Below are 22044 nucleotides of genomic sequence, written 5' to 3' on the forward strand. Positions count from 1 at the left end.
ATACTAAGTATTTTAAAAGGGGGGGGTTAACAATTACAAAAAGTGTTTTAGTAGTGCAAATACTTTCTATATTTAATAAGAAGTATTTTTTGATGTCCCTTTTTTAGGAAAGAATGTATAAGATAGAGAGATTACTGCGTCTATAGCTAGTATAAGTGACCAAACCCTACTTAAATTATTAAAAGCGATGTTATTAGATGGGAAATGTGGCTGCTTTTCTTCAAACCAAGTTACTAGTGTATTCCATATACTATGAATATCGGTGAGCTGATCAGATAGTCCGAATATGGAAACTAGTACAACGTGAGCTACTATATAAATAAGTAAATGGATGGAAAAGTGTTTTCGTTCCATTTTTGCATGCTCTTTTCCGGATAGTTTTTTAACATTCGGAAGTTCAGGTATAGGATTTCCTTTCCATTTTGCAACCTTTTTTTGAATAAAAGCATCGAGTTTTCTAAAGTCAGTTTTTCCATAAGTGAGTGCATATACAATAATTATTACTATGATAAGTTGATAATTGGAAAATTTACCTGTGTTTAAATAATCAAAAAACCCCATAGTAGCAATCCATAAATCATTTACAATAAATAGTATGAAGAATGCGATACTTAATTTTTTAAATTCAAACCAATAACGTAGTAATAAGAAGCATATAATAGAAATCCAGAATATAGCCTCAGCCATAATGAGAAATGTCCATTTATTTTCTAGAATAAAATTCATTTTTGATCCTCCTTAATCTTTTTGAAACATATCTAGCCATTTTAAATCAGCCTCTAAATGAAGAAGTTTCCCTTCAATTAGGAATGACATCCCTTCACTTTCTTTAGTAGAATCAATATTGAGCCGTAATCTTTGAAGTTGTAATATTGTTTTGATAATAGATTCTTTTTGTTGTCTAATCATACTGGATAGTTGAGAGTAGTGTAATCTTTTTGCGCATAATAACTTAAAGTAAAATTCGTCTTTTAGGATCGACGTTTCTACAGGGAAGAGAAGCCAGTTGTGAAGTTCCTCTTCCCCGCTTTTAGTAATTTTATAAGTTTTTAAATCAGATTCACTTTCTTCGTATATCTCTTCTACAAATCCATCCCTAATTAGTCGATCTATTGTTGTATAGATTTGTCCAGTATTTAGTTCCCATTGTTTGTAAACCATCGTATCAAAAGAGACTTTCAAATCATAACGATGTCGAGGGGATTGAGATAACAATGTTAATATCGCATGTTTTACTGACATATTTATTCACCACTAATCTTCTTTTAGTGCTCTATCAAGTTTAGTATTCGCTGCCTTGTAAGCCGGTATAATAGCGGACAGACAGCTAACGAGAATACCGAAAATAATTGTAGTTACTAAGGTAGGAAGTGACATGGAAAATTCAATTAAAGGATCAGACGCAAGTGAAGTGTTTAAGTATATAGTAAGAATTCCTAGGATGCCCCCTATAATTACACCGTTTATTCCTATAATAAGGCCTTCGTATATAATCATTTTATACACTTGGGTAGTTGTAAAGGCAACTGCTCTCATAATAGCAATTTCTCGTGTGCGATCTATTACATTGATAATTAAAGCATTTAAAATTCCAATCCCAGAAACGATGATGGTAATAATAAGTAAACCGTTAAATAAAGATTTTACACCTGGTAGAGCCCGTTTTTGTTTTTCAATTTCTTCATGTAAAGTTCGAATTTCAGAGAGTTCATTCTGGAATGATTTTAGAATGTTCTGTTTTACGTAAGCCTCATTCTTATTATTGGTAGTTAGTATAAGTCCTTTATAAGCCTCTATCCCATGGAAGTGAGTATCAAAGTTTTCTTTCTCCATGAAAGCTGTATAACCACCGTATACTGAAGAGCTGACTTTCCCAACCACTTGTAGTTCCTTTGTAGTATTATTATCTTGCAAGATAGTAATAGTTTCTCCTATGGATCCTCCCCATTCTTTAAATGCATAATCACCTAACAAAATTCCATTTGTATTTTTAGCTAGCTTTTTTAATAGTTCTTTTTCTTTATGATTTGGATCATAAAATAAGGGGTTTTGTTTATACCAATTTAAATCTGTACTAATAACAGTGAAATTACGAGTCTCTTTTTTAGATTTCCAAATTACTTCTTTTTCTTTATAAGAGATAACCTGTTTTACACCTTCTATCCTTTGGATTTGTGGCAATATATTAGTAATAGGAGTTTCTGTTGAAAATTGTAGGTTGCCACCAAAAGAACGAGTTACGTCTTCACTTAAATTTTTTTCTAAGGAAGTGAAGATAGAAGAAACTAGTAGCCCTAAGCAGATAGCTAAAGCTAAAATAGCCGACATATTAGCTGATCGTTTTAATGTGAGTAAAGTATTGTTACTTGCCACTTTCCCTTCATAACCTAAAATTTTTATCTTACCCAATAAGTTTGTAATTAGCCTCATTAAAAAGGGAAACAGCAATATAATTCCTATAAACAAGAATAATATTGAACTAATATGATTAATGAAGATACCTAAGGTTGAAACAATTCCAGTGATAGCACGCAGCTTACTATTTTTTACTTGTACAGAAGGCACATTTTTCAAGGTAGCAATTATATTAACTTTACTCGCATATGTTACTGGAATAATAGAAGCTAGTATAGGTATAAGGATTCCCAGGAATAGTGTTGCGGGTAAAGCAAATTGATATTGGATTGTATATGCCATATTTTCTTGAAATGAATTGAATAATGTCCCCTGTAAGATAGTAGCCAAACCAAATCCGAGTGGAACCCCAAATATTAAGCTTATTCCGGCTAGCATAATTACTTCCATAAGGAAGAACTGCTTGATTTGAAAAGGAGTATAACCAATTGTTTTCATAATGGCAATTTCATTCTTTCTCTCTACGATGTTAACATACAAAGTATTATAAAGAATAAAGGAGCTAATAAACATTGCTAATCCACCGATTGCATAAAGCATAAAATATAAATCATCTAACTGATTAGTTTGTTTTTCATCTAGAATAACCTTTTGTACTGATATAAAAGGATCAGTAATGTTATCTTTTAAAGATGTTACAACTGATTGAGAATCTGAGGTGGATTGTAATTTTAGTCTTATTTCTTGTATTTCGTTAGGAAGTTGAAACCATGATTGAACAGTAGTTAATGAAGATAGTGCTCGCCAACTCTTATCACTTGCTTCCTTCCAATTATTTGGTCCTTCTAATAAAGGAGTGTTTTCAACAATAGCAGCAATTGTGACTAGCTTTTTCCCAGACGGAAGATTTAGTGTAATAGTATCTTGCACATTCACGCCCCAAATTTCAGCTGTTTTCATTGGAATAATGATTCCTTTATTATTTAAATTACCATGAATTACTTTAAGAGAAAGCAATTCATTTTGAAAAGAAGAAAGACCTGTAACACGAATTCTGGTTTGAGTAAAACTTCGATCTTCTTTTAGATTAAAGCTAGCTTGCTTGTGAAGTACAGCTGTTGCACTATGTACTCCTTTTTCTCGTTCTGCAATATTTAATATGTCTTTGGAAAATAGGTGCTTACTAGATGAAATAGTATAATCTGCGTTTCCTGTATAGAGTTGTAGACGTTTATTTGTTATTTCTTTAGCCGTTTCTACAGTACTAATTACTGCAAACATGGTAGAAATTCCAATGATAATTGCCATGATCGTGATAAGTGCTCTTAGTTTTTTACGTATTAAGCTTCGATAAGACACTCGCCATAACATCATCGGTATCGCCCTCCGTTTTTATATCTGATTCAATTATTCCGTCCCTTAGTAGAATAATACGATCTGCATAACTTGCAGCTAATATGTCGTGAGTAACCATAACGATTGTCAATCCTTCGTTACGATGTAGAGAGGATAATAATTGTAAGACTTCAGTACCAGTTTTCCGGTCTAAATTTCCTGTTGGTTCATCAGCTAAAATCAACTTAGGCTGCATTGACAGTGCTCTTGCAATTGATACACGTTGTTGTTGGCCACCGCTTAGCTGAGAAGGGAAATTATTCTCTTTTCCTTCCAGTTTTACGGCTTGAATAAGAAAGGAAATTCTTTCATTAATGGTATTTTTATTTAAATGAGCAGCCTGCATAGGGAAAGCGATGTTTTCTGTAACAGTCATGTTAGGTAATAATTGATAATTCTGAAATATGAACCCTACATTTTTTCTTCTAAATAATGTACGCTTTCTTTCGTTTAATTTATTTATGGTATTTCCATCGATAAAAATATCTCCTTCGTCAGGTGTATCAAGACCACCAAGTAAATTTAGTAATGTGCTTTTTCCAGAACCAGATGGCCCCATTATTGCTATAAATTCCCCTTTAGGAATCTCTAAATTGATATCACGTAGTACAGGAAAGATCGATTCTCCAAGAAGATAATTTTTATTTATATTCTGCCCTTTAATCATAAAGTACCTCCTATTCATTGTATATACTCAGTATATACTAAGTGTATACCGAGTATATACTAAGTAAATAGAAGATGTCAAAAAAAAATGAAAATTATTTTTATTTTTGGGGAGCTGAATATAAAGATGCAATAGTCGGGAGTTGAATAGGGTGAAAAAATATGTTGTTTTTTGTGCAAATACATGTGGAGTAATTATTTTTAACAATAAAGCTATTGAGTCTCCAATCTTCAATATGAAAATTATTCAAATTAATGTCTGGTGTTAAATAACCTGAAATTTTATTTGGGGCTTTTTGAAAACCGGTTCCTTTTGCTTTAACAATGGCTTCTTTTTGAGTCCAAAGATGATAAAATGCATGGACTTTTTCTGATTGGCTGAGTTTATGAAAATTTTTTAATTCTGTATTAGTCATAATATGGGGACTAAGTTCGTTAGGATTGAAATCAGAATTTATATTCTCAATATCAATACCGATAGTTTGATATTGAGAGAAAGAGAAAGCGGCAATATCTTGAGAGTGTGAGAGACTAAAATTTATATCTTGATAGTTTTGTAAAGAAGATACGTACGGCTTACCATATGAATTATATTCTAGTTTAATTTCTTGTGGGTCTATCTTAAGGTATATACCTAATAAAGTACGTAAAATACCACGACAAGCAATAAAAGTCTGTTTGGACTTTTGATTTATAAATTGGTTTGCTCGGATTTTTTCATCTTCTGAAAGGATACTATTTAACGGATAGGAAGATTTATCCAATTCCAATAACCAAATATGAGCATTAGTTTTGGATAAAACTGGAACATTTTTCAAGTAATCATTAAGTATAATCATTTTATCTCTCCTTTTAAGATTGTTTTCTTTTAACGTATTGAAAAAATATATAGGAGTCAATACAGTTATGGATTTCTTGCGCTTTATACGGATGTGTAGAATGTTGAGAAATATTACAATTTTGTTGAGTAAGTACATAAGAATAAAGGAGGATTTAATATTTGAAGGATTTACATTTGTTTGTAACACTACTTGTTGTACTAGTAATAATTATTGCAGTATCGCGGTTTATAGGATATTTATGTTTGCGTGTTGGTCAGCCACGTGTTTTAGGGGAGATGATAGCGGGAGTTTTATTAGGACCGACTTTGTTTGGAGCCCTTGTACCAGATTTACATGCAGTGCTATTCTCAGCTGACATTAAAATGGTATTGTATATGCTTAGTAATCTAGGTCTAGCTCTTTATATGTTTTTAGTTGGGACGGAGCTTAACTTTGGAGAATTTGACAAGCGTTTTTATAAAAATTCAGTTGCTTTAGCATCAGCTGGGTTTATTACTCCTTTTGTATCTGGTATTTTTCTGGCCCTATTATTACACAATCAATTTTCCAAGGAAAGTAACTGGCTACATTTTAGTTTGTTTCTCGCGATTGCTATTTCTATGACGGCATTTCCAATGTTAGCTAGAATTTTTCAAGAGAGAAAACTAATGAATTCAAAAATTGCTAACATTACCTTGTTAGCTGCTAGCATTATTGATGCACTTGGTTGGATTGCATTGGCTATTGTAACTGCTTTAGTGACGACTAATTCAGTTAGAGGTGGCTTGATTGCTGCAGGAGGGGCGCTAGTTTTTATGCTAGTATTGTTAACTGTTATTAAACCGTTAATGAATAAGTTTGGAAACCTTGTTGAAGAAAGAGGGAATTTATCACAAGGTCATTTAGGAGTTATCATTGCTCTTGTATTAAGTGCTGCGGCTGTAACGGACTACATCGGGGTATATTCAGTATTTGGTGGTTTTATGTTGGGGCTTGTTATGCCGAAAAATCCCAATTTCCAAAGAGAGCTTCGTTCTAAATTAGAGGATATAGTTGTAGTATTTCTAGTTCCTATTTTCTTTACTTATTCTGGAATTAATACAAGTTTTGCAACTTTAAATTACTCTCTTTTTGTCGCCTTTCTTGCTATCTTGTCAATTGCTGTTGCTAGTAAATATTTCGCTTGTCTTTTAGTAATGAAAAGAATGGGGTTTGGATGGAGAGAATCTTCTGCCATCGGTTCCCTTATGAATGCAAGAGGATTAATGGAATTGATTGTTTTAAATGTAGGACTTGCTTATGGAATAATTTCTCAGGAATTATTTTCTTTGCTGGTCTGGATGGCTATTATTACAACAGCCCTGGCGATGCCAGTATATAATCTTTCTTTTTCATTAAAGAAAAAAGTGAAAGTGAAAAATAAAGAATTGAGAGTTAGTTGATTTTTTACTTGTTTGTTGCTATTTAAAATTTATTTCAAAACATATAGGGGGATTTAGAAATGGAGAAATTTATTCATGATGTAATAATTATTGGTGGAGGACCTGGTGGTATACAATTAGCATTAACTTATAAAGAATTATGTAGGGAACAGGGAAAAGAGCCTAACATGGTAATTCTTGAGGCTTCTCATGAGGTGGGACATTCATTTAGTAAATTCCCGGTCCATGGTAATTTAATTAGTAATAATAAATTATATTCAGGAAAGTCTTACAAGAGTCGGTATGCAGAGAGATTTGATTGGAATAGCTTAGTTACAAAAGATAAAGATATTCTAATGCGTAATTATAGTAAGGATTTTTATCCACGTCGAGAAAGTGTTGTTCAAATGTTAGGTGATCTAGTATGTAAGTATGAGTTACCAGTTCAATATAGTACGAAATGGATAGGGACAAAAAAGAACGAAGACGATTTATTTGAAGTGGAAACAACAAAAGGAGTGTTTTTAGGACGGATAGTGGTTGTAGCGACAGGACTAAAACCAAGTAAGCCCAAGATTAAAGGTATTGAAATGGTCACGATGTATGAAGACATGAAACCGAAAGAATATTACCGAGATAAAAGAGTAATGATCATTGGAAAAGGGAATAGTGGGAGTGAAAGTGCGTTAGACATCTTAAATGAAGCAAATGTTATTATGTTAGCCAGTCCTACGCCAGCTAAATTAGCTTATCAAACACATTATGTTGGCAATCTACGGGCTGTTAACTCTATTATTGCAGAGAATTATCAATTAAAACATCAGGCGGCTCTTCTTGATTGTAAAATTGAGAATATTGAGAAAGTTGAGAGCGGGTTTGAAGTTACTGTAGCATACGTACATGCCAAAGGAGAGGTTGAGACGCTGTTTTTTAATGAAATTATTGCTGCAACTGGTTTTGAAGCAAATGTGGAGTTGCTTATTCACGATTTTGATATTAATATCATTCACAATAAATTTCCTTCTATTACAGGAGTGTTTGAATCTACTGAAGTTAAAAATTTATACTTTGCGGGGGCGCAAACACATGGTTTAGATTATAAAAGTACATCTACAAGTGGCTTTATTCATGGCTTCCGTTATAATTCAAAGATTCTTGCTCACCACATAGCTGAAAAGTTAGGAATGGTGGAGAGAGAAGCTAATTCTGTGGAAGGCTGTGTAGTGGATTTGATTTTGGATGAATTAAATAATTCAGGGGAGCTTTGGCTTCAACCAGCTTTAGTGGGTCTTTTATTAAGAAAAAAGAATGATGAGTGGAATAATCTGGGGCATCGTACATCATATGAATTCAAAGAGATGAAAGTGAAAGAAGGGGAGTCACTTGTGTTTGTAACCCTTGAATATGGTGATATTCATGAATTTCATGATGTTTTGAATATACCGCGTGTTCCAGGAGATGCTGCCGAAAGTGTTCATATTCACCCTGTTATTCATGTGAAGATAGAAGAGGATATTAAAGAAAATCATTTAGAAGAACATTTAGAATCTCGTTTTGATAAAGACAAATATGCTCCTTTTCTTGAAGGAATTATTAATCAAATAGAAGGAGCAAGTGCAATAAGTAAGTAGAATTGAACGAGTTGTATTTTTGATAAGTAGAAGGTATAAAAATGTTAAATTAATTTATATTAATTATTTATTATTGGTTTGTTTTTTCTGGAAAATTAGAATTGTATGTCGGAATAACCTTTTATGGTTATAGTCTATTCTTTTTTTAGTATAAGAAGTCGAGGTAAATATGAACATAATTAAGGTAGTCCTCTTTGTGTGAGGGCTGCCTTATATGCTTCTGAAATTTTACTATGGCGCCAAGATTTATAGGGGAATGTTTAATTTATGTTAGAGTCTGCTATTTATAGTTTTTTATTTTTTAAGGTTGCGGAAAATACGGATGTAGTTATATCTATAAATTTGTAGAATAATAGTAAATTTGAAAGTAAAAGGAGATTGCTGTGAAAAGACGTGTAGTGGTAACTGGTATGGGAGTTGTTACACCTATTGGGAATGATGTGAAATCTTTTTGGGATAATTTGCTGCAGGGTGTAAGTGGAGTAGGTTATATAAGTTCTTTTGATACAGAAGGTTATATAACTAAAATAGGTGCTGAGGTGAAAGGATTTGATCCTAACATTTATTTTAACTCTAAGGAAATCAATCGTATGGATAAATTTACACAATATGGAATAGTGGCCGCAAGGCAGGCGATTGAGGAAGCTAAATTAAATATAGATAAAATTGATCCATACCGAATTGGAACTATGGTAGGTTCAGGAGCAGGTGGCATGAATATGCTCCTGAATAATCACAAGAAACTTTTGGAAAAAGGACCTAGAGCTATAAGTGCTTATGTAGCCTCTGGAATTTTAATTAACAGTTTATCGAATGAAATTGCTATTCGTATAGGCGCAAAGGCAAAGAGTGGAGCATTTGTAACTGCTTGTGCAACTGCAGCTAATTGTATTGGTGAAGGAATGCGTGCTATACAGCATGACGAGGCAGATATCATGATTGTTGGGGGAGTAGAAGGGGATTTTACTCAGATTGATGTAGCTTCTTTTTCTAAAATAAGGGTGCTTTCTACTAGGAACAATTCTCCTCAAGAAGCAAGCCGACCTTTTGATAAAAATAGAGATGGTTTTGTAATTGGTACAGGTGGTGGGGTTTTAGTTCTAGAATCAGAAGAATTTGCAAGGGAAAGAGGGGCAAATATACTAGCTGAATTATCTGGATATGGAGCGACAACGGACGCCTATCATATCACTACACCAGATGGTAAAGGCATGTTCATGGCAATGAAATTGGCTTTAAAAGAAGCTGGTTTGATGCCAAATGATTTAGACTATATCAATGCTCATGGAACAAGTACTAGACTTAATGATTATTGTGAAACAATGGCAATAAAAAAAATGATGGGGGAAAAGGCTAAATCAATTCCAGTTAGTTCTATCAAATCTATGACTGGTCATCTGCTTGGAGGTGCTGGAGCAGTAGAGCTAATTGCAAGTATTTTAGCTTTAAAAGAGCATGTTGTTCCTCCCACGATTAATTATAAGGAACAGGATGAGGGAATGGATTTGAACTATGTACCTAATGTGGCACAAGTACAAAAGGTTAGTGCGGTAATGAGCAATTCATTTGGATTTGGTGGACATAACACTTGCCTTGTTGCAAAAAAATATAATAAATAAACTAAAGGAGGGAAATGGGTAAAATGAAGAAGGGGTATAGAGAGGATAACCTGGAAAGATTTTTAAATATGGATTTATGTATCCATGAGTTAATAGAAAAACAGGTTGAATTAACAGCTGACAAAATAGCAGTTATGTTTGAAGGGAAAAAGCTTTCTTATAAACAACTAAATGAAAGAGCAAATCAATTAGCGAACCTTTTAATTCGAAAAGGTTTAGAAATAGAAGACCCGGTTGGGGTTTGCATGGAACGTTCTATAGACTTAGTAGTTACATTATTAGGAATTTTAAAGGCTGGTGGTGCGTATGTACCTTTGGATCCATCGTACCCGAAGCAAAGATTGGATTATATGCTTGGTAATTCTAGTCCAGCATTTATTATCTCGACAAAAGATAAAAATGGATTGTTTATATCATCTCTCGATCAAGAAAAATGTATTTATTTGGATGCATGTAAAGAATTAGAAGTTGAAGCTAAAGTTAATCCTAATGTACCAGTTAAATCAGAAAATCTAATGTATATTATTTATACATCTGGTTCGACTGGTAAGCCTAAAGGTGTAATGAATACACATGCAGCTCTAAATAATCGTCTTCAATGGATGCAGCAAGAATTTAATTTAGGAGAAATGGATCGTGTTTTACAAAAAACTCCATATAGTTTTGATGTTTCGGTATGGGAATTCTTTTGGCCGTTGCTTTCTGGGGCAACCCTAGTAATGGCAAAGCCAGATAAGCATAAAGATCCAAAATACCTTTTGAAAGTAATTGAGGAATATCAAATTACAACGGTTCATTTTGTACCCTCTATGTTACAAATCTTTTTAGATGCTTGTTCAAAACAAGAAAAAACATCTTTAAAGAGGGTAATCTGTAGTGGAGAAGCGCTACCTAAGTCAATGGAAAAAATGTTCTTTGGAAAAATGGAAAAAGTAGAGCTTTATAATCTATATGGACCAACTGAAGCAGCTATTGATGTTTCTTATTGGAAATGCAATGGACAAGAAGTTGCGAATGTAGTACCAATTGGAAACCCCATTAGTAATATACAACTTTATATACTAGATGAAAATCAGAAACCCATTGAAGAAGCAGGGGTTAATGGTGAGCTATATATTGGTGGAATAGGTGTTGCGAGAGGATACTATAAAAATCCTAAATTGACAGAGGAAAAATTTGTTGGAAATCCATTTAAAGATGGAGAAAGGTTATATAGAACAGGTGATATTTGTAGATTTCGTCGAGATGGTGTAATCGAGTATGTAGGAAGAAGTGATTTCCAAGTTAAAATTCGTGGTATAAGAGTTGAATTGGGAGAAATTGAATCCGTTATTGAAAGTTTCCCTCATATTAAACAGTGTATTGTATCTGCATTTTATGAAAAGGATCATACATATTTAACAGCCTATATAACACTAGTTAAAGGGGAGAATTGGGATGAAGAGGCGACGAGAATAGAGATTGGGAATTTACTTCCTGAATATATGGTTCCTTCATTTTTTGTGAAACTAGAAACCCTACCCTTATCTTTAAATGGAAAAATAAATAGAAGTCAGCTACCGAATCCAAAAATTCTAAGAGTTATTGAAGAAAGTGAAAAGCCTGTAACTGATACAGAAAAATATATAGCTAATTTGTGGATGGAATTTCTTAACTTAGAGCAGGTAGGTCTTAATGAAGCATTTATTAATATAGGAGGGAATTCTTTATTTGCTGCAAGATTTGTGGCGCGGGTAAAGGAAGAATTAAATGTTTCTATAAATTTACAACATGTATTTGAATATCAAACAGTTCGTAAGATTAGTGAATTTATTGAAGGGGGAAAATTCGATTCAGAGCATATAGAATTAGTTGCGAATACTTCATCTAATATTCAGATGGACCTGTCATATTCACAAAAAAGATTGTGGTTTATTAATGAGCTAGAAGGTTTAAGTTCTTTATATAGTTTACCTAATTATATGGAGATTGAGGGAGATTTACATGTTTCAAGTTTGGAAAAAAGTTTAAATCAGATAATAGAGCATCAATCGATTTTAAGGAGTAACTTTTTTTCAAGGGAAGGTGTACCATATCAGAAAATTAACCCTCATAAGGAGCTTATTTTGGATATTAGTGACTTTTCTCTATATGGAGAAGAGAACGGAAAGAAAGAAGCAATGAAAGAAATGCAAGAGGATGCTAGTATCCCTTTTAATCTTGAGACAGAGGCATTATATCGTTTCAAATTATTTAAAATTAATGAAAATCGTTATATTTTATATTTCAATATGCATCATATTATCTCAGATGGATGGTCGCATAACTTGTTAAGGGATAAAATATTGGAAAATTACAAAAAAATATGTAAATCGAAAGCTATTAGGGAAGAAGAGGGAATTCAATATATTGATTATGTAAAATGGCAGAATAGATCGGAAAATAGTGGGTTATACAAAAAACAGTTGGCCTATTGGAAGGAGAAGTTATCCGCTGAGGTACCTATTGTTCAGTTAACTGCAGATCAGAAGAAAGTCCCATTTGATAATCATAAAGGGAATATAAAGGTGTTTAAACTATCAAATCAATTAATAGGTCAATTGGATAGATTTTGTAAGAGGCAGGGCAGTACATTATTCATGGCCATGCTTTCTATATATAAAATTTTCTTATATCGTCTTTCATCTGAGAATGAATTGGCTGTAGGAACACCTGTCGCTGGTCGTAATCATTCGAAATTAGAGGAGTTAATAGGCTTCTTTGTTAATACATTAGTTATTCGCGATACAATTGAAGAAGGTATGTCATTTGAAGATGTATTAAAAGGTGTTAGAAAATCATCAATCGAAGCATTTTCTAATAGTAATGTGCCGTTTGAAAAGGTTGTAGAAGAGATTCAGCCTCAACGGTCTATAAATCAAATGCCATTATTTCAATATATGTTTGCTTTTCAGGAATTTCCTGTATCATCAGTGGACATTCATAATTTAGATATTAGTAATCCAGTACCTATTCATAATGGAACAGCTAAATTTGATTTAACTTTATTTATTGAGAGGGACAGTGATGGTTATTACGGGAAATGGGAATATAGAACTGCTGTCTTCAGTGAGGAAGCAATCGAATGTTTTACAAATGTCTTTTTAAATATACTATCTGCCGTAGTCAATAATTTTAATCTACCTGTAGAGGAGCTTGCGTTACTTACTAAACAGGAAGAAGAATTTTTAATAAAAGGGTTAAATCCAGATCAGAACAATTTTCCAGATGTTTGTTTGCATGAACTTTTTGAGCAACAAGTAAGTCGTACACCTGAATATATTGCAGTAAAGTATGAAGGGCAACAACTAACATATAGGGAGTTAGATGAAAAATCTAATAAATTGGCACATTTTCTTATCGATAAAGGGATTGCTCCAGATAAACCAGTTGGGTTAAGAATTGATCGATCTTTAGAACTCGTTGTAGCAATATTAGGAATTCTAAAAGCGGGTGGAGCATATCTTCCAATTGATACGGAACTTCCGGAAAACCGTGTGTATTCTATACTCAATGATGCTTCTACATCATTATGTTTGACGCAGAATTCAGAAGTTACTTTACAACGCAAGGATATCGAATACGTAGAATTTTCTTTAGAAGAAGAGAAATTTAACTGTTATCCGGGTGATAAGCCACCAGTTGCGTTAAAGACAGATAACCTTGTATCAGTTTACTATACATCGGGGTCTACAGGGAAGCCAAAAGGAGTTAGTAGTACACATAAGGGTTGGGTAAATAGAATGAATTGGATGCAAAATAAGCATCGTTTAAATGAGAAAGAGGTCGTTTTACAAAAGACTACTTTGACATTTGACGATGCTGCAGTAGAATTCTTTTGGCCGTTGATGGTCGGTGGAACTATTGCACTCATTCCTAAGGGTGCTCATAAAGACCCTAATAGCATAATAAACTATGCGATTCATTATAAGACTTCAGTATTACAATTTGTTCCGAGTATGTTGGAAATGGTTTTGGAGTTGATTAAACCAGAACAAAAAAAATTGTTATCTAATTTAAGAGTAGTTGTTTCAAGCGGTGAGGCTTTAAAGACGGAGCTTGTTAATACTTTCTATGAAAAAATGCCAGGGAGTCTATTTAATTCATGGGGCGCAACAGAGGTATCTATTGATTCTACTTGTTTTGATTGTCAGCCAGTTTATGATCAATTGCCAGAGGTTGTATCAGTAGGTCAACCAATTGATAATAATCGTGTTTATGTACTTGACTGCTATTTGAGACCTGTTCCTTGTGGAACTATTGGTGATTTATACATTGCAGGCATAGGTTTAGCAAGAGGATATTTGAATAATCCCGAAAGAACAGCGGAGGCCTTTATTTCAGATCCTTTTTATCCAGGAGAGTCTATGTATCGAACAGGAGATAGAGGATATTTGCAACCTGATGGAAATATTATGTTCGTTGGTCGAGAGGATAATCAAATCAAATTAAGAGGGATGCGGGTTGAACTTGGTGAAATTGAAAATAACTTGAGAATGTTGAAGGGGATAAAGGAAGCAGTAGTAAGGAAGACGGATGATGATATTGAACATTTAGTTGCATATTACACAAGTGAACAGGGGAATCAGGATTCCTGGATTATAAAGCGAGAGTTACAACAAGTTCTACCGGATTATATGGTGCCAAGCTACTATATAGAGATGGAAAATTTTCCACTTAATGCAAATGGAAAAATTGAACGAAATAAACTCCCAGATCCTTTACAAGAACATTTAATAATCAACTCTCAATATGTAATGCCAAGAACTCACGTTGAGAAAAAATTGGTGTCAATTTGGAATAGAAGATTAGGAGTAGAACGTATTGGTATTCAGGACAACTTCTTTGAACTTGGAGGGCATTCGCTACTTGCTGTACAAATTACAGCGGACATTAATAAAGAGTTTCAAACTAATATGCAGGTTAAGTTATTATTTGAGAATCCTACAATAGAAGGAATCAGTAATAATATTCAAGAGGGAAAAGGGGAAGTTGCGATTGAAAAATTTATTGATAAGATTGATCGAAATAAAAACATTCCTTTGTCAGACGCTCAAAAGCGAATATGGTTTTTAAATCAATTAAATGATGATACTAAATACAATATGCCTCTTGTATTAAATTTTAGTGGGTTAATAGATGAGAAAAGGTTAAATAATTGTATTAATCAACTTATATCTAGACATGAATCTTTGAGAACTATATTTATTGAAGAAGAGGGTATTCCTTATCAAAAAGTATTATCTAAAGGTAACATTCCCTTGCAAATAAAACATTTTAAAGGAAATAATTCACAAGGGATTATTCAAGAAGAACTGCAAAAACCTTTTAATTTATCACACGGGCCTCTAGTGAGGGGTGTATTAGTGAGAGGTGTTACAGAGGATACATTAATTTTAGTATTTCACCATATCATTTGTGATGGATGGTCACTAACAGTTTTAAAAGAAGAACTTCTTCAGCTGTATATGGGTAAATTAGATTTGTTAATGGAAGCGCCTATTCAATATCCCGATTATGCTGTGTGGCAAAGACAGCAGAGTCAAGAATTGAATTATAAAAAGCAGGTTTTATACTGGAAGGAAAAATTTAGGGGTCCAATTCCTTTGCTGCAATTACCAAAAGATAGAAAAGTAAATAATTATAAGCAGGGTAATTATACAATTCATAAAGTGCTTGACAAAAAAACTTCAAAGAGAATTAGGTCATTTAGTAAAGAACAAAAGGTAACATCATTTATGTGCTTTTTGACTGTATTTAATATGTTATTGAGTAAGGTATCGGGGCAAAAGGAAGTAATTGTAGGAACTCCAGTTATAAATCGGAAATTAGAAGAACTCTCAAATTCAGTTGGTCTTTATTTAAATACGTTACCACTGAAAACGGATATTAAGGATGAGGTAACATACTTGGAATTATTACAGCAAACAAAGAAGAATGTTATGGAAGCCTTTGAGAATCAAGATGTTTCATTTGAGAGAATTGTTGAGGAAATTCAACCAGATCGGAACTTAAATAGAAATCCATTATTTGATGTTTTAATAAATTATAGAAATTTTGAAGAAGAGAAAATATATAAATTAGGGGATTTGAAGGCGAAAGAAGTTCTTGTGGATTCCATTGAATCAAAATTCTTTATGACACTTTATATTGAAGAGACTTTAGAAGATTTTAATATCAGTTTAGCGTTCCAAAATGATAGATTCTCCAATGAGAGAATGGAGGAGTTACTGAATCAGTATATTTATCTTCTTGAACAGACATTACAAATTTCGGTAAGTCCATTGAGTGAGTTTTCCTTGATTACTCACCATGCTACAAAAGTGTTGCCAGATCCAACAGAGAAACTGAAGGAAGAAAAGTTTGAGAATGTTACTGATAGTATTGAGGAATGGGCTTTAAAGATGCCATATCATATAGCTGTTGAAGAGGGGGATAGTCAATATACATACGGCCACTTACAACATAGAACTTTCCAAATTACAAAAACACTTGTAAGTAAGGGTGTAGAGGCTGGAACAGTGGTAGCTGTATATGGAAAAAGAAGTTTTGAAATGATTACCTCTATTTTAGGAGTTCTTCGGGCAAATGCTATTTTTCTTAACATTGATCATCAGGTACCCGAGCGGAGAATGAAGCAAATGTTAGAGTTAGCAAAAGTGAAATGCATTTTAGCAACTGAATCAATGTCGATGGAACATGAGGAAATTGTTAAGAAGCTTGGAATATTGGTACTTAGAACGGATAGAATACCTTTCTCTATAAAAGAACAGAAAATGAATATTCCTTCTGAAATTTCAAGTGAAGAAGCATATATTTTCTTTACATCAGGGACGACCGGTGAACCAAAGGGAATATTAGGTACGCATAATGGTTTAGCGCAATTTTTAGAATGGCAAAGAAAACAATTTCAAATAACTTCGAAGGATCGTGCCGCTCAATTAACACATGTAGCTTTTGATGTATATTTAAGAGATATATTTTTGCCTTTAACAAGTGGAGCAACTCTTGTTATCCCGATAGAGGATGAGGCGAATATTCTTGGATGGTTACAAAGAAAAAATATAACAGTACTGCATGCAGTTCCGTCTCTTTCAAGAATTTGGTTAGATCATTCAACCAAAGAGGAATATCTAAAAGATTTGCGTCATATTTTCTTTGCTGGAGAGCGATTGCAAAAGAATTTAGTACAGGATTGGCAGCAGGTAACGGGTGCACAAATCAGTAATTTTTATGGGCAAACGGAGACAACTCTTGCAAAATGCTTTTTTGAGATTACACAAGAATTAGCATTTGATGTAATTCCGATTGGACGTCCAATTGAGCAAGCGCAGCTGTTGATTTTAAATGAAAAAGGGAAACTTTGTGGGATTGGAGAACCAGGTGAAATTGTCGTTCGGACACCGTATTGTACGAAAGGGTATATTAATAAAAAAATGGAGGCATTTTTTGAAAATCCTTTTACGAAACTGTCAGGTGACAAATTGTATCGCACAGGTGATATGGGAAGATTTTGTTTGGATGGTGGAATTGAAATTATTGGACGCAATGATGGACAAATTAAAATAAGAGGTGTCCGTATTAATAAAGATGAAATAATGGCTGTAATCCTTAAACAAAAAAATATAAAACAATGTATTGTGTTAGATGTTCAAGAGTCTCAGGAAACAAGGCTCCATGCGTATATAGTATTTAAGGATAAAGATAAAGCCGATTTTAATTTATTGCGTAGAGAGTTAATGAGAGAGCTACCATTAGCTATGATTCCTAGCCATTTTATCAAAATTGATAAAGTTCCTGTTACTAAAAATGGGAAAATAGATCGGTCGCAATTGATAAAATGTGTAGTTGAGAGAGATACGGTGCTTAATGAAAGAACTCCACATCCTCTAGAGAAAGAGCTTTTGGCTATTTGGTCAGAATTATTGATTAATAAAAATATTAAGTATATAGACAATTTCTTCGAATTAGGAGGACACTCTTTGTTAATTGTAAAAATGATTTCTAGTATTCGTGAGCGTTTAAATTATGATATTAGTTTAAGAACAGTTTTTGAAAATCCAACCATTCAAGAGCTAGCGACTTATTTGCTTAATAGCGAAAAGAAAAAAAACATAGCAATTATGAGGGTTGAGAGGGTTAAACATAGGATTAAAGAATAATGAAGGAAGTGAATGAAATGAGTAAAATGGTAGTCGAAAAGGAAGCATACATGCTTCCCGCTTCCTATGGGCAAACTCGAATGTGGTTTTTTGAACAATTTTTTCCGAATAGTACTACTTATGGTATCCCCTTTATTTTTAAGATAAAGGGGGAACTTAATAAAAAAGCACTAGAACAAACGCTTCAAACAATTATTAATCGTCATGAAATCTTACGCACAACTTTCTATGAACGAGATGGAGAAATATTACAAAAAATTTTAATAGATGTTCCAGAATTTAATTTAAAAGTAATTAATCAGAAGATGGAATCTCCTTTAGATCCATACTTGAAGCAGCTTGCATCAGAAATATTCGATTTAGAAAAAGGACCTCTAATAAAATTCAAGCTTATTCAATTAGAGGAAGAATATCATTATCTCTTTGTTAATGTACACCATAGTATATTTGATGCATGGTCTATTAATATATTAGAAAAGGAAATATTGAAAATCTATCCATACTTCGAAAAAGGACTAGATATGGATTTAGAAGAGTTGCCTTTACAGTATGCAGATTATGCAGTCTGGCAAAAGAAGAGTTTTAAAGGGATGGATTTAGAAGAAAGTATGGGTTTTTGGAGGAGGTATCTAGAAAATGCGCCTTCAATTTTAGATCTTCCAGTAGATAGACCTAGACCTAAGCAACCTTCTTATCAAGGTGATAATTATAAATTTAAGTTTCCTGAAAATTTGTCTGAGGATATTCGGGGGTTTTGTAGAGCAAATAATACCACGTATTACACGTTTTTTCTAACAGTTCTAAATGTGTTGTTATATAGATATTCAAGCCAAAAGGATATTGTAGTAGGAACTCCTATTACACATAGAAATGATAAACAATTACAAGAATTAATAGGCTTTTTTGTTAACACCTTACCGATTAGAACTGTTATTCAATCTAATAAAAGTTTTCGCATGTTATTAAAGGATACAGTTGAATCCTTTCTTCAGGCTCATGAGAATAGTGAGGTGCCGTTTGAACAAATTGTACAAGAGGTAAGTCCTATACGTGATAACAGTTATCACCCTATATTTCAGGTGCTTTTCACATTGCATGAAAGTAAGCAAGAGAAGCTATCTCATCAATTATTAATAGAGCATGAAAAAATTAATACCGGTACTTCAAAATTTGATTTAGTTTTATATATTTCTTGTGAAGGTAATGACATGACTGGAGAGTTTGAATACAGTACTGATCTTTTTGATAGGGAAACAATTGATAATATTTTTAAAAACTATGTATCTTGTATTCAAACAGTCCTTGAATCACCAGATGAGCCTATTTCCACAATAAATATGTTATCAAAAGAAGAGAATAGTGCATTGGTAATTGAAGAGAGCAGGAAAGTAGAGGGGAATGAATTTGTACATCATTTGTTCGAAAAGGTAATGGGTAATTATGGGGATAGGATAGCGATAAAAGGTACACAATACTCTCTTTCATATAGAGAATTGAATGAACGAGCTAATCAAGTTGCAAATGAGCTACAAAAACAAGGAGTTCAATCTGGGGATATAATTGGTATATGTCTTAAGAGATCTCCAGAGCAAATAGCTACAATAATAGGTATTTTAAAATGTGGTTGTGCCTATCTCCCAATTGATCCAGCTTTACCTAAAGAAAGAATGAAATTTATTGTAGGAGATTCCGGAACTAAGTTAGTAATAACGGAGGATATAGAATTAGAAGGGCTAGTAAATGTAACGTTTCTTCATTCGGAGGCAATCTTTACAAATGGAAGTAAAGAAGGAATTAAATGGGTTCCGCATCAGGATCCAAAGGAACAGTTAGCTTATGTTATCTATACTTCTGGATCAACAGGAAGGCCAAAAGGAATAGGTATTACACATTCCTCTTTACTTAATCATATTAGAGGTATGCTCCAGGTATTCCCTATGTGTGATAACGAGAGGATTTTACAGAATATTACGTATAGCTTTGATGCATCAGTAACAGAAATATTTTCCGCATTATTGGGTGGAAGTACGTTAATCCTTACCCATCCCGATAAACAATTTGATATTGAGTATCTGGCTGATTTAATAATTAATGAATCTGTGACAAGAGCACAATTGTTTCATAGCCTAATAGAGAAATTACTAAGTTTTCCTTCATTCACTGAAAAGAATAAACTTCGTTATGTATTTACAGGTGGAGAAGCGCTTAGTAATCAATTGGTTAACTTATTCCATGAAAAGATGGATCATACAGTTTCATTTATCAATCTGTATGGTCCAACGGAAGCAACAGTGGCCTCCACATATTGGATAAGTGAACCTAACTGTGATCAAAATTCTGCACCTATTGGTTTGCCACTACCCGGATATCAGTTACTTGTTCTAAATGCTGATCTGCAGCCTGTACCTAGGGGGGGGATAGGTGAACTTCTAATAGGTGGAAAAGGTGTAACACCAGGATACCTAAAAGAAAATAAATTGAATGAATCAAGTTTTATTTCTATTAACATTAACGGAAATACTAATTTGTATTATAGGACTGGCGATCTAGTTAAACAGTTAACAAATGGGCAATTCATTTTTATTGCAAGGAGAGATTCTCAAGTTAAGATAAGGGGATTTCGAATTGAATTAGATGAAATCAAGAGCCAGATATTAAAGCAACCAGAGATTGAAAACGCAGTTGTGATGGCAAAAGGGGCTGGCGGAGAGAAAAAAATATTTGCATTTATCATACAAGCGGAGGGAACAAATATATCGGTAAATGAAGTAAAGGATAGACTTAAGAATACGTTACCTCATTATATGATTCCACAAGTAATATGTTGGATTAATGAAATTCCTATTACGTTAAATGGGAAAATTGATCAAAAAAAATTACCGTTTGGAAGAAATGATTTAATTAGTCAGAAAAAAACGCTACCTAGAAACGTATTAGAACAGCAATTGATAGCAATTTGGGAGGAGATACTAAGTTTAAGTTCTATAGGAATAAATGATGACTTTTTTGACTTAGGTGGTCACAGTATAAAAGCTATTGAGGTTATAGGGGCGATTCGAAAAAAATTAGGACTTCAATTACCACTGTCTTGTTTATTTGAACACAAAACAATAAAAGGGTTATCTGAATATATAAAAATAAAAGATGCACCCGATGATGAAGCTCTTATATTCCCTCTGAAAGAGGGAAGTTCTTCAGAAGCTCCATTATTCCTTATTCACCCGGGTGGTGGTGGTGCATTATGCTATGTGCTATTAGCAAAATGTATGGCCAATGATATGAGAATATTTGGTATACAATCACGAGGATATGAAACAAACAGAGAACCGTTGAAAAGCATTGTTTCGATGGCGAAGCTCTACATGAATTGTATACTGAAAATTCAATCTAAAGGACCGTATCGTTTAGCAGGGTGGTCTATGGGAGGAACAGTTGCTATAGAAATAGCTAGATTGTTAGAGGAGAAAGGAGAAGAAGTTTCATTTATTGGTTTAATAGATGCACATCCATTTGATCAATCTACGAAAAGAGTGGAACGTGAAGATTCGTTAGCGGTCTGGGCGTATAGTTTAGGAGTCCAACCTCAAGAATTTTATGAAAAAAATGAGAATGAAAAGTATCACATTGTATTGGAAGCAGCAAAGGAGAGAGGGATACTTCCAAAAAATGCAGAACTAGAGGATGCAAAACGAATTATAAAAGTAATGGCAGCAAATAATATGGCAAGCGACCAATATGAATTTAGTGAACCAATACAATCAAACCTAACCTTGTTAAATTGTGAAGAAAGGGATTTGCATTCCTCTCATGATTTAGTAGATGTCGAATCTTGGAAAAAAAGAACGAATGGAAAAGTATCTATTTATCCTATTAAGGGAAATCATAATAATTTGATGCTATCTCCACAAGTTGAATATATAAGTGAGAAAATTACAAGTATTTTAGAGGGGAGATAG

Annotated in this window: 10 protein-coding genes; 5 read left to right on the forward strand and 5 right to left on the reverse strand. The window is 33.3% G+C overall.

The window, feature by feature from the left end; translation table 11 throughout:
- Positions 1-72 precede the first annotated feature (72 nt).
- The 5 genes from FH036_RS20640 to FH036_RS20660 form a co-directional block, all read right to left on the reverse strand.
- Positions 73-726, reverse strand: coding sequence for a hypothetical protein (locus tag FH036_RS20640; RefSeq protein ID WP_001009362.1), 654 nt, complete (start codon positions 724-726; stop codon positions 73-75).
- Between the two features lie 12 nt (positions 727-738).
- A complete protein-coding gene (locus FH036_RS20645; protein ID WP_000111620.1) occupies positions 739-1242 on the reverse strand; it encodes a PadR family transcriptional regulator in 504 nt (167 codons plus the stop codon).
- A 12-nt stretch (positions 1243-1254) separates the two neighbouring features.
- Entirely contained in the window at positions 1255-3729 is a 2475-nt protein-coding gene (locus FH036_RS20650) for an ABC transporter permease (protein WP_000979727.1), read from the reverse strand.
- On the reverse strand, positions 3689-4417 hold the full coding sequence (locus tag FH036_RS20655) for an ABC transporter ATP-binding protein (RefSeq protein WP_000589738.1): 729 nt from the start codon (positions 4415-4417) through the stop codon (positions 3689-3691). The genes FH036_RS20650 and FH036_RS20655 overlap by 41 nt, the downstream gene beginning before the upstream one ends.
- A 100-nt stretch (positions 4418-4517) precedes the next feature.
- Positions 4518-5255, reverse strand: a complete 738-nt coding sequence (locus FH036_RS20660; protein ID WP_180358388.1) for a 4'-phosphopantetheinyl transferase family protein — start codon at positions 5253-5255, stop codon at positions 4518-4520.
- Between the two features lie 161 nt (positions 5256-5416).
- Between FH036_RS20660 and FH036_RS20665 the strand changes: the two genes are divergently transcribed.
- The 5 genes from FH036_RS20665 to FH036_RS20685 all read left to right on the forward strand — a co-directional run bounded on the left by FH036_RS20665 (position 5417) and on the right by FH036_RS20685 (position 22044).
- Positions 5417-6679 (forward strand): cation:proton antiporter domain-containing protein, encoded by a 1263-nt coding sequence (locus FH036_RS20665; RefSeq protein WP_014481794.1) that lies wholly within the window; start codon positions 5417-5419, stop codon positions 6677-6679.
- 59 nt (positions 6680-6738) lie between these two features.
- Positions 6739-8289: an NAD(P)-binding domain-containing protein gene (locus tag FH036_RS20670; protein WP_139896186.1), complete on the forward strand. Its 1551-nt coding sequence runs from the start codon at positions 6739-6741 to the stop codon at positions 8287-8289.
- 383 nt (positions 8290-8672) lie between these two features.
- Positions 8673-9908: a beta-ketoacyl-ACP synthase II gene (gene fabF, locus FH036_RS20675; protein WP_000830327.1), complete on the forward strand. Its 1236-nt coding sequence runs from the start codon at positions 8673-8675 to the stop codon at positions 9906-9908.
- 14 nt (positions 9909-9922) lie between these two features.
- The gene (locus FH036_RS20680) at positions 9923-18088 is read left to right on the forward strand and encodes a non-ribosomal peptide synthetase (RefSeq protein ID WP_014481793.1); all 8166 of its coding nucleotides are present in this window, start codon (positions 9923-9925) and stop codon (positions 18086-18088) included.
- Between the two features lie 17 nt (positions 18089-18105).
- Entirely contained in the window at positions 18106-22044 is a 3939-nt protein-coding gene (locus tag FH036_RS20685) for a non-ribosomal peptide synthetase (RefSeq protein ID WP_180358389.1), read from the forward strand.

This window comes from Bacillus sp. CD3-5 (assembly GCF_006349665.1).
GTDB classification, from domain to species: Bacteria; Bacillota; Bacilli; order Bacillales; family Bacillaceae_G; genus Bacillus_A; species Bacillus_A paranthracis.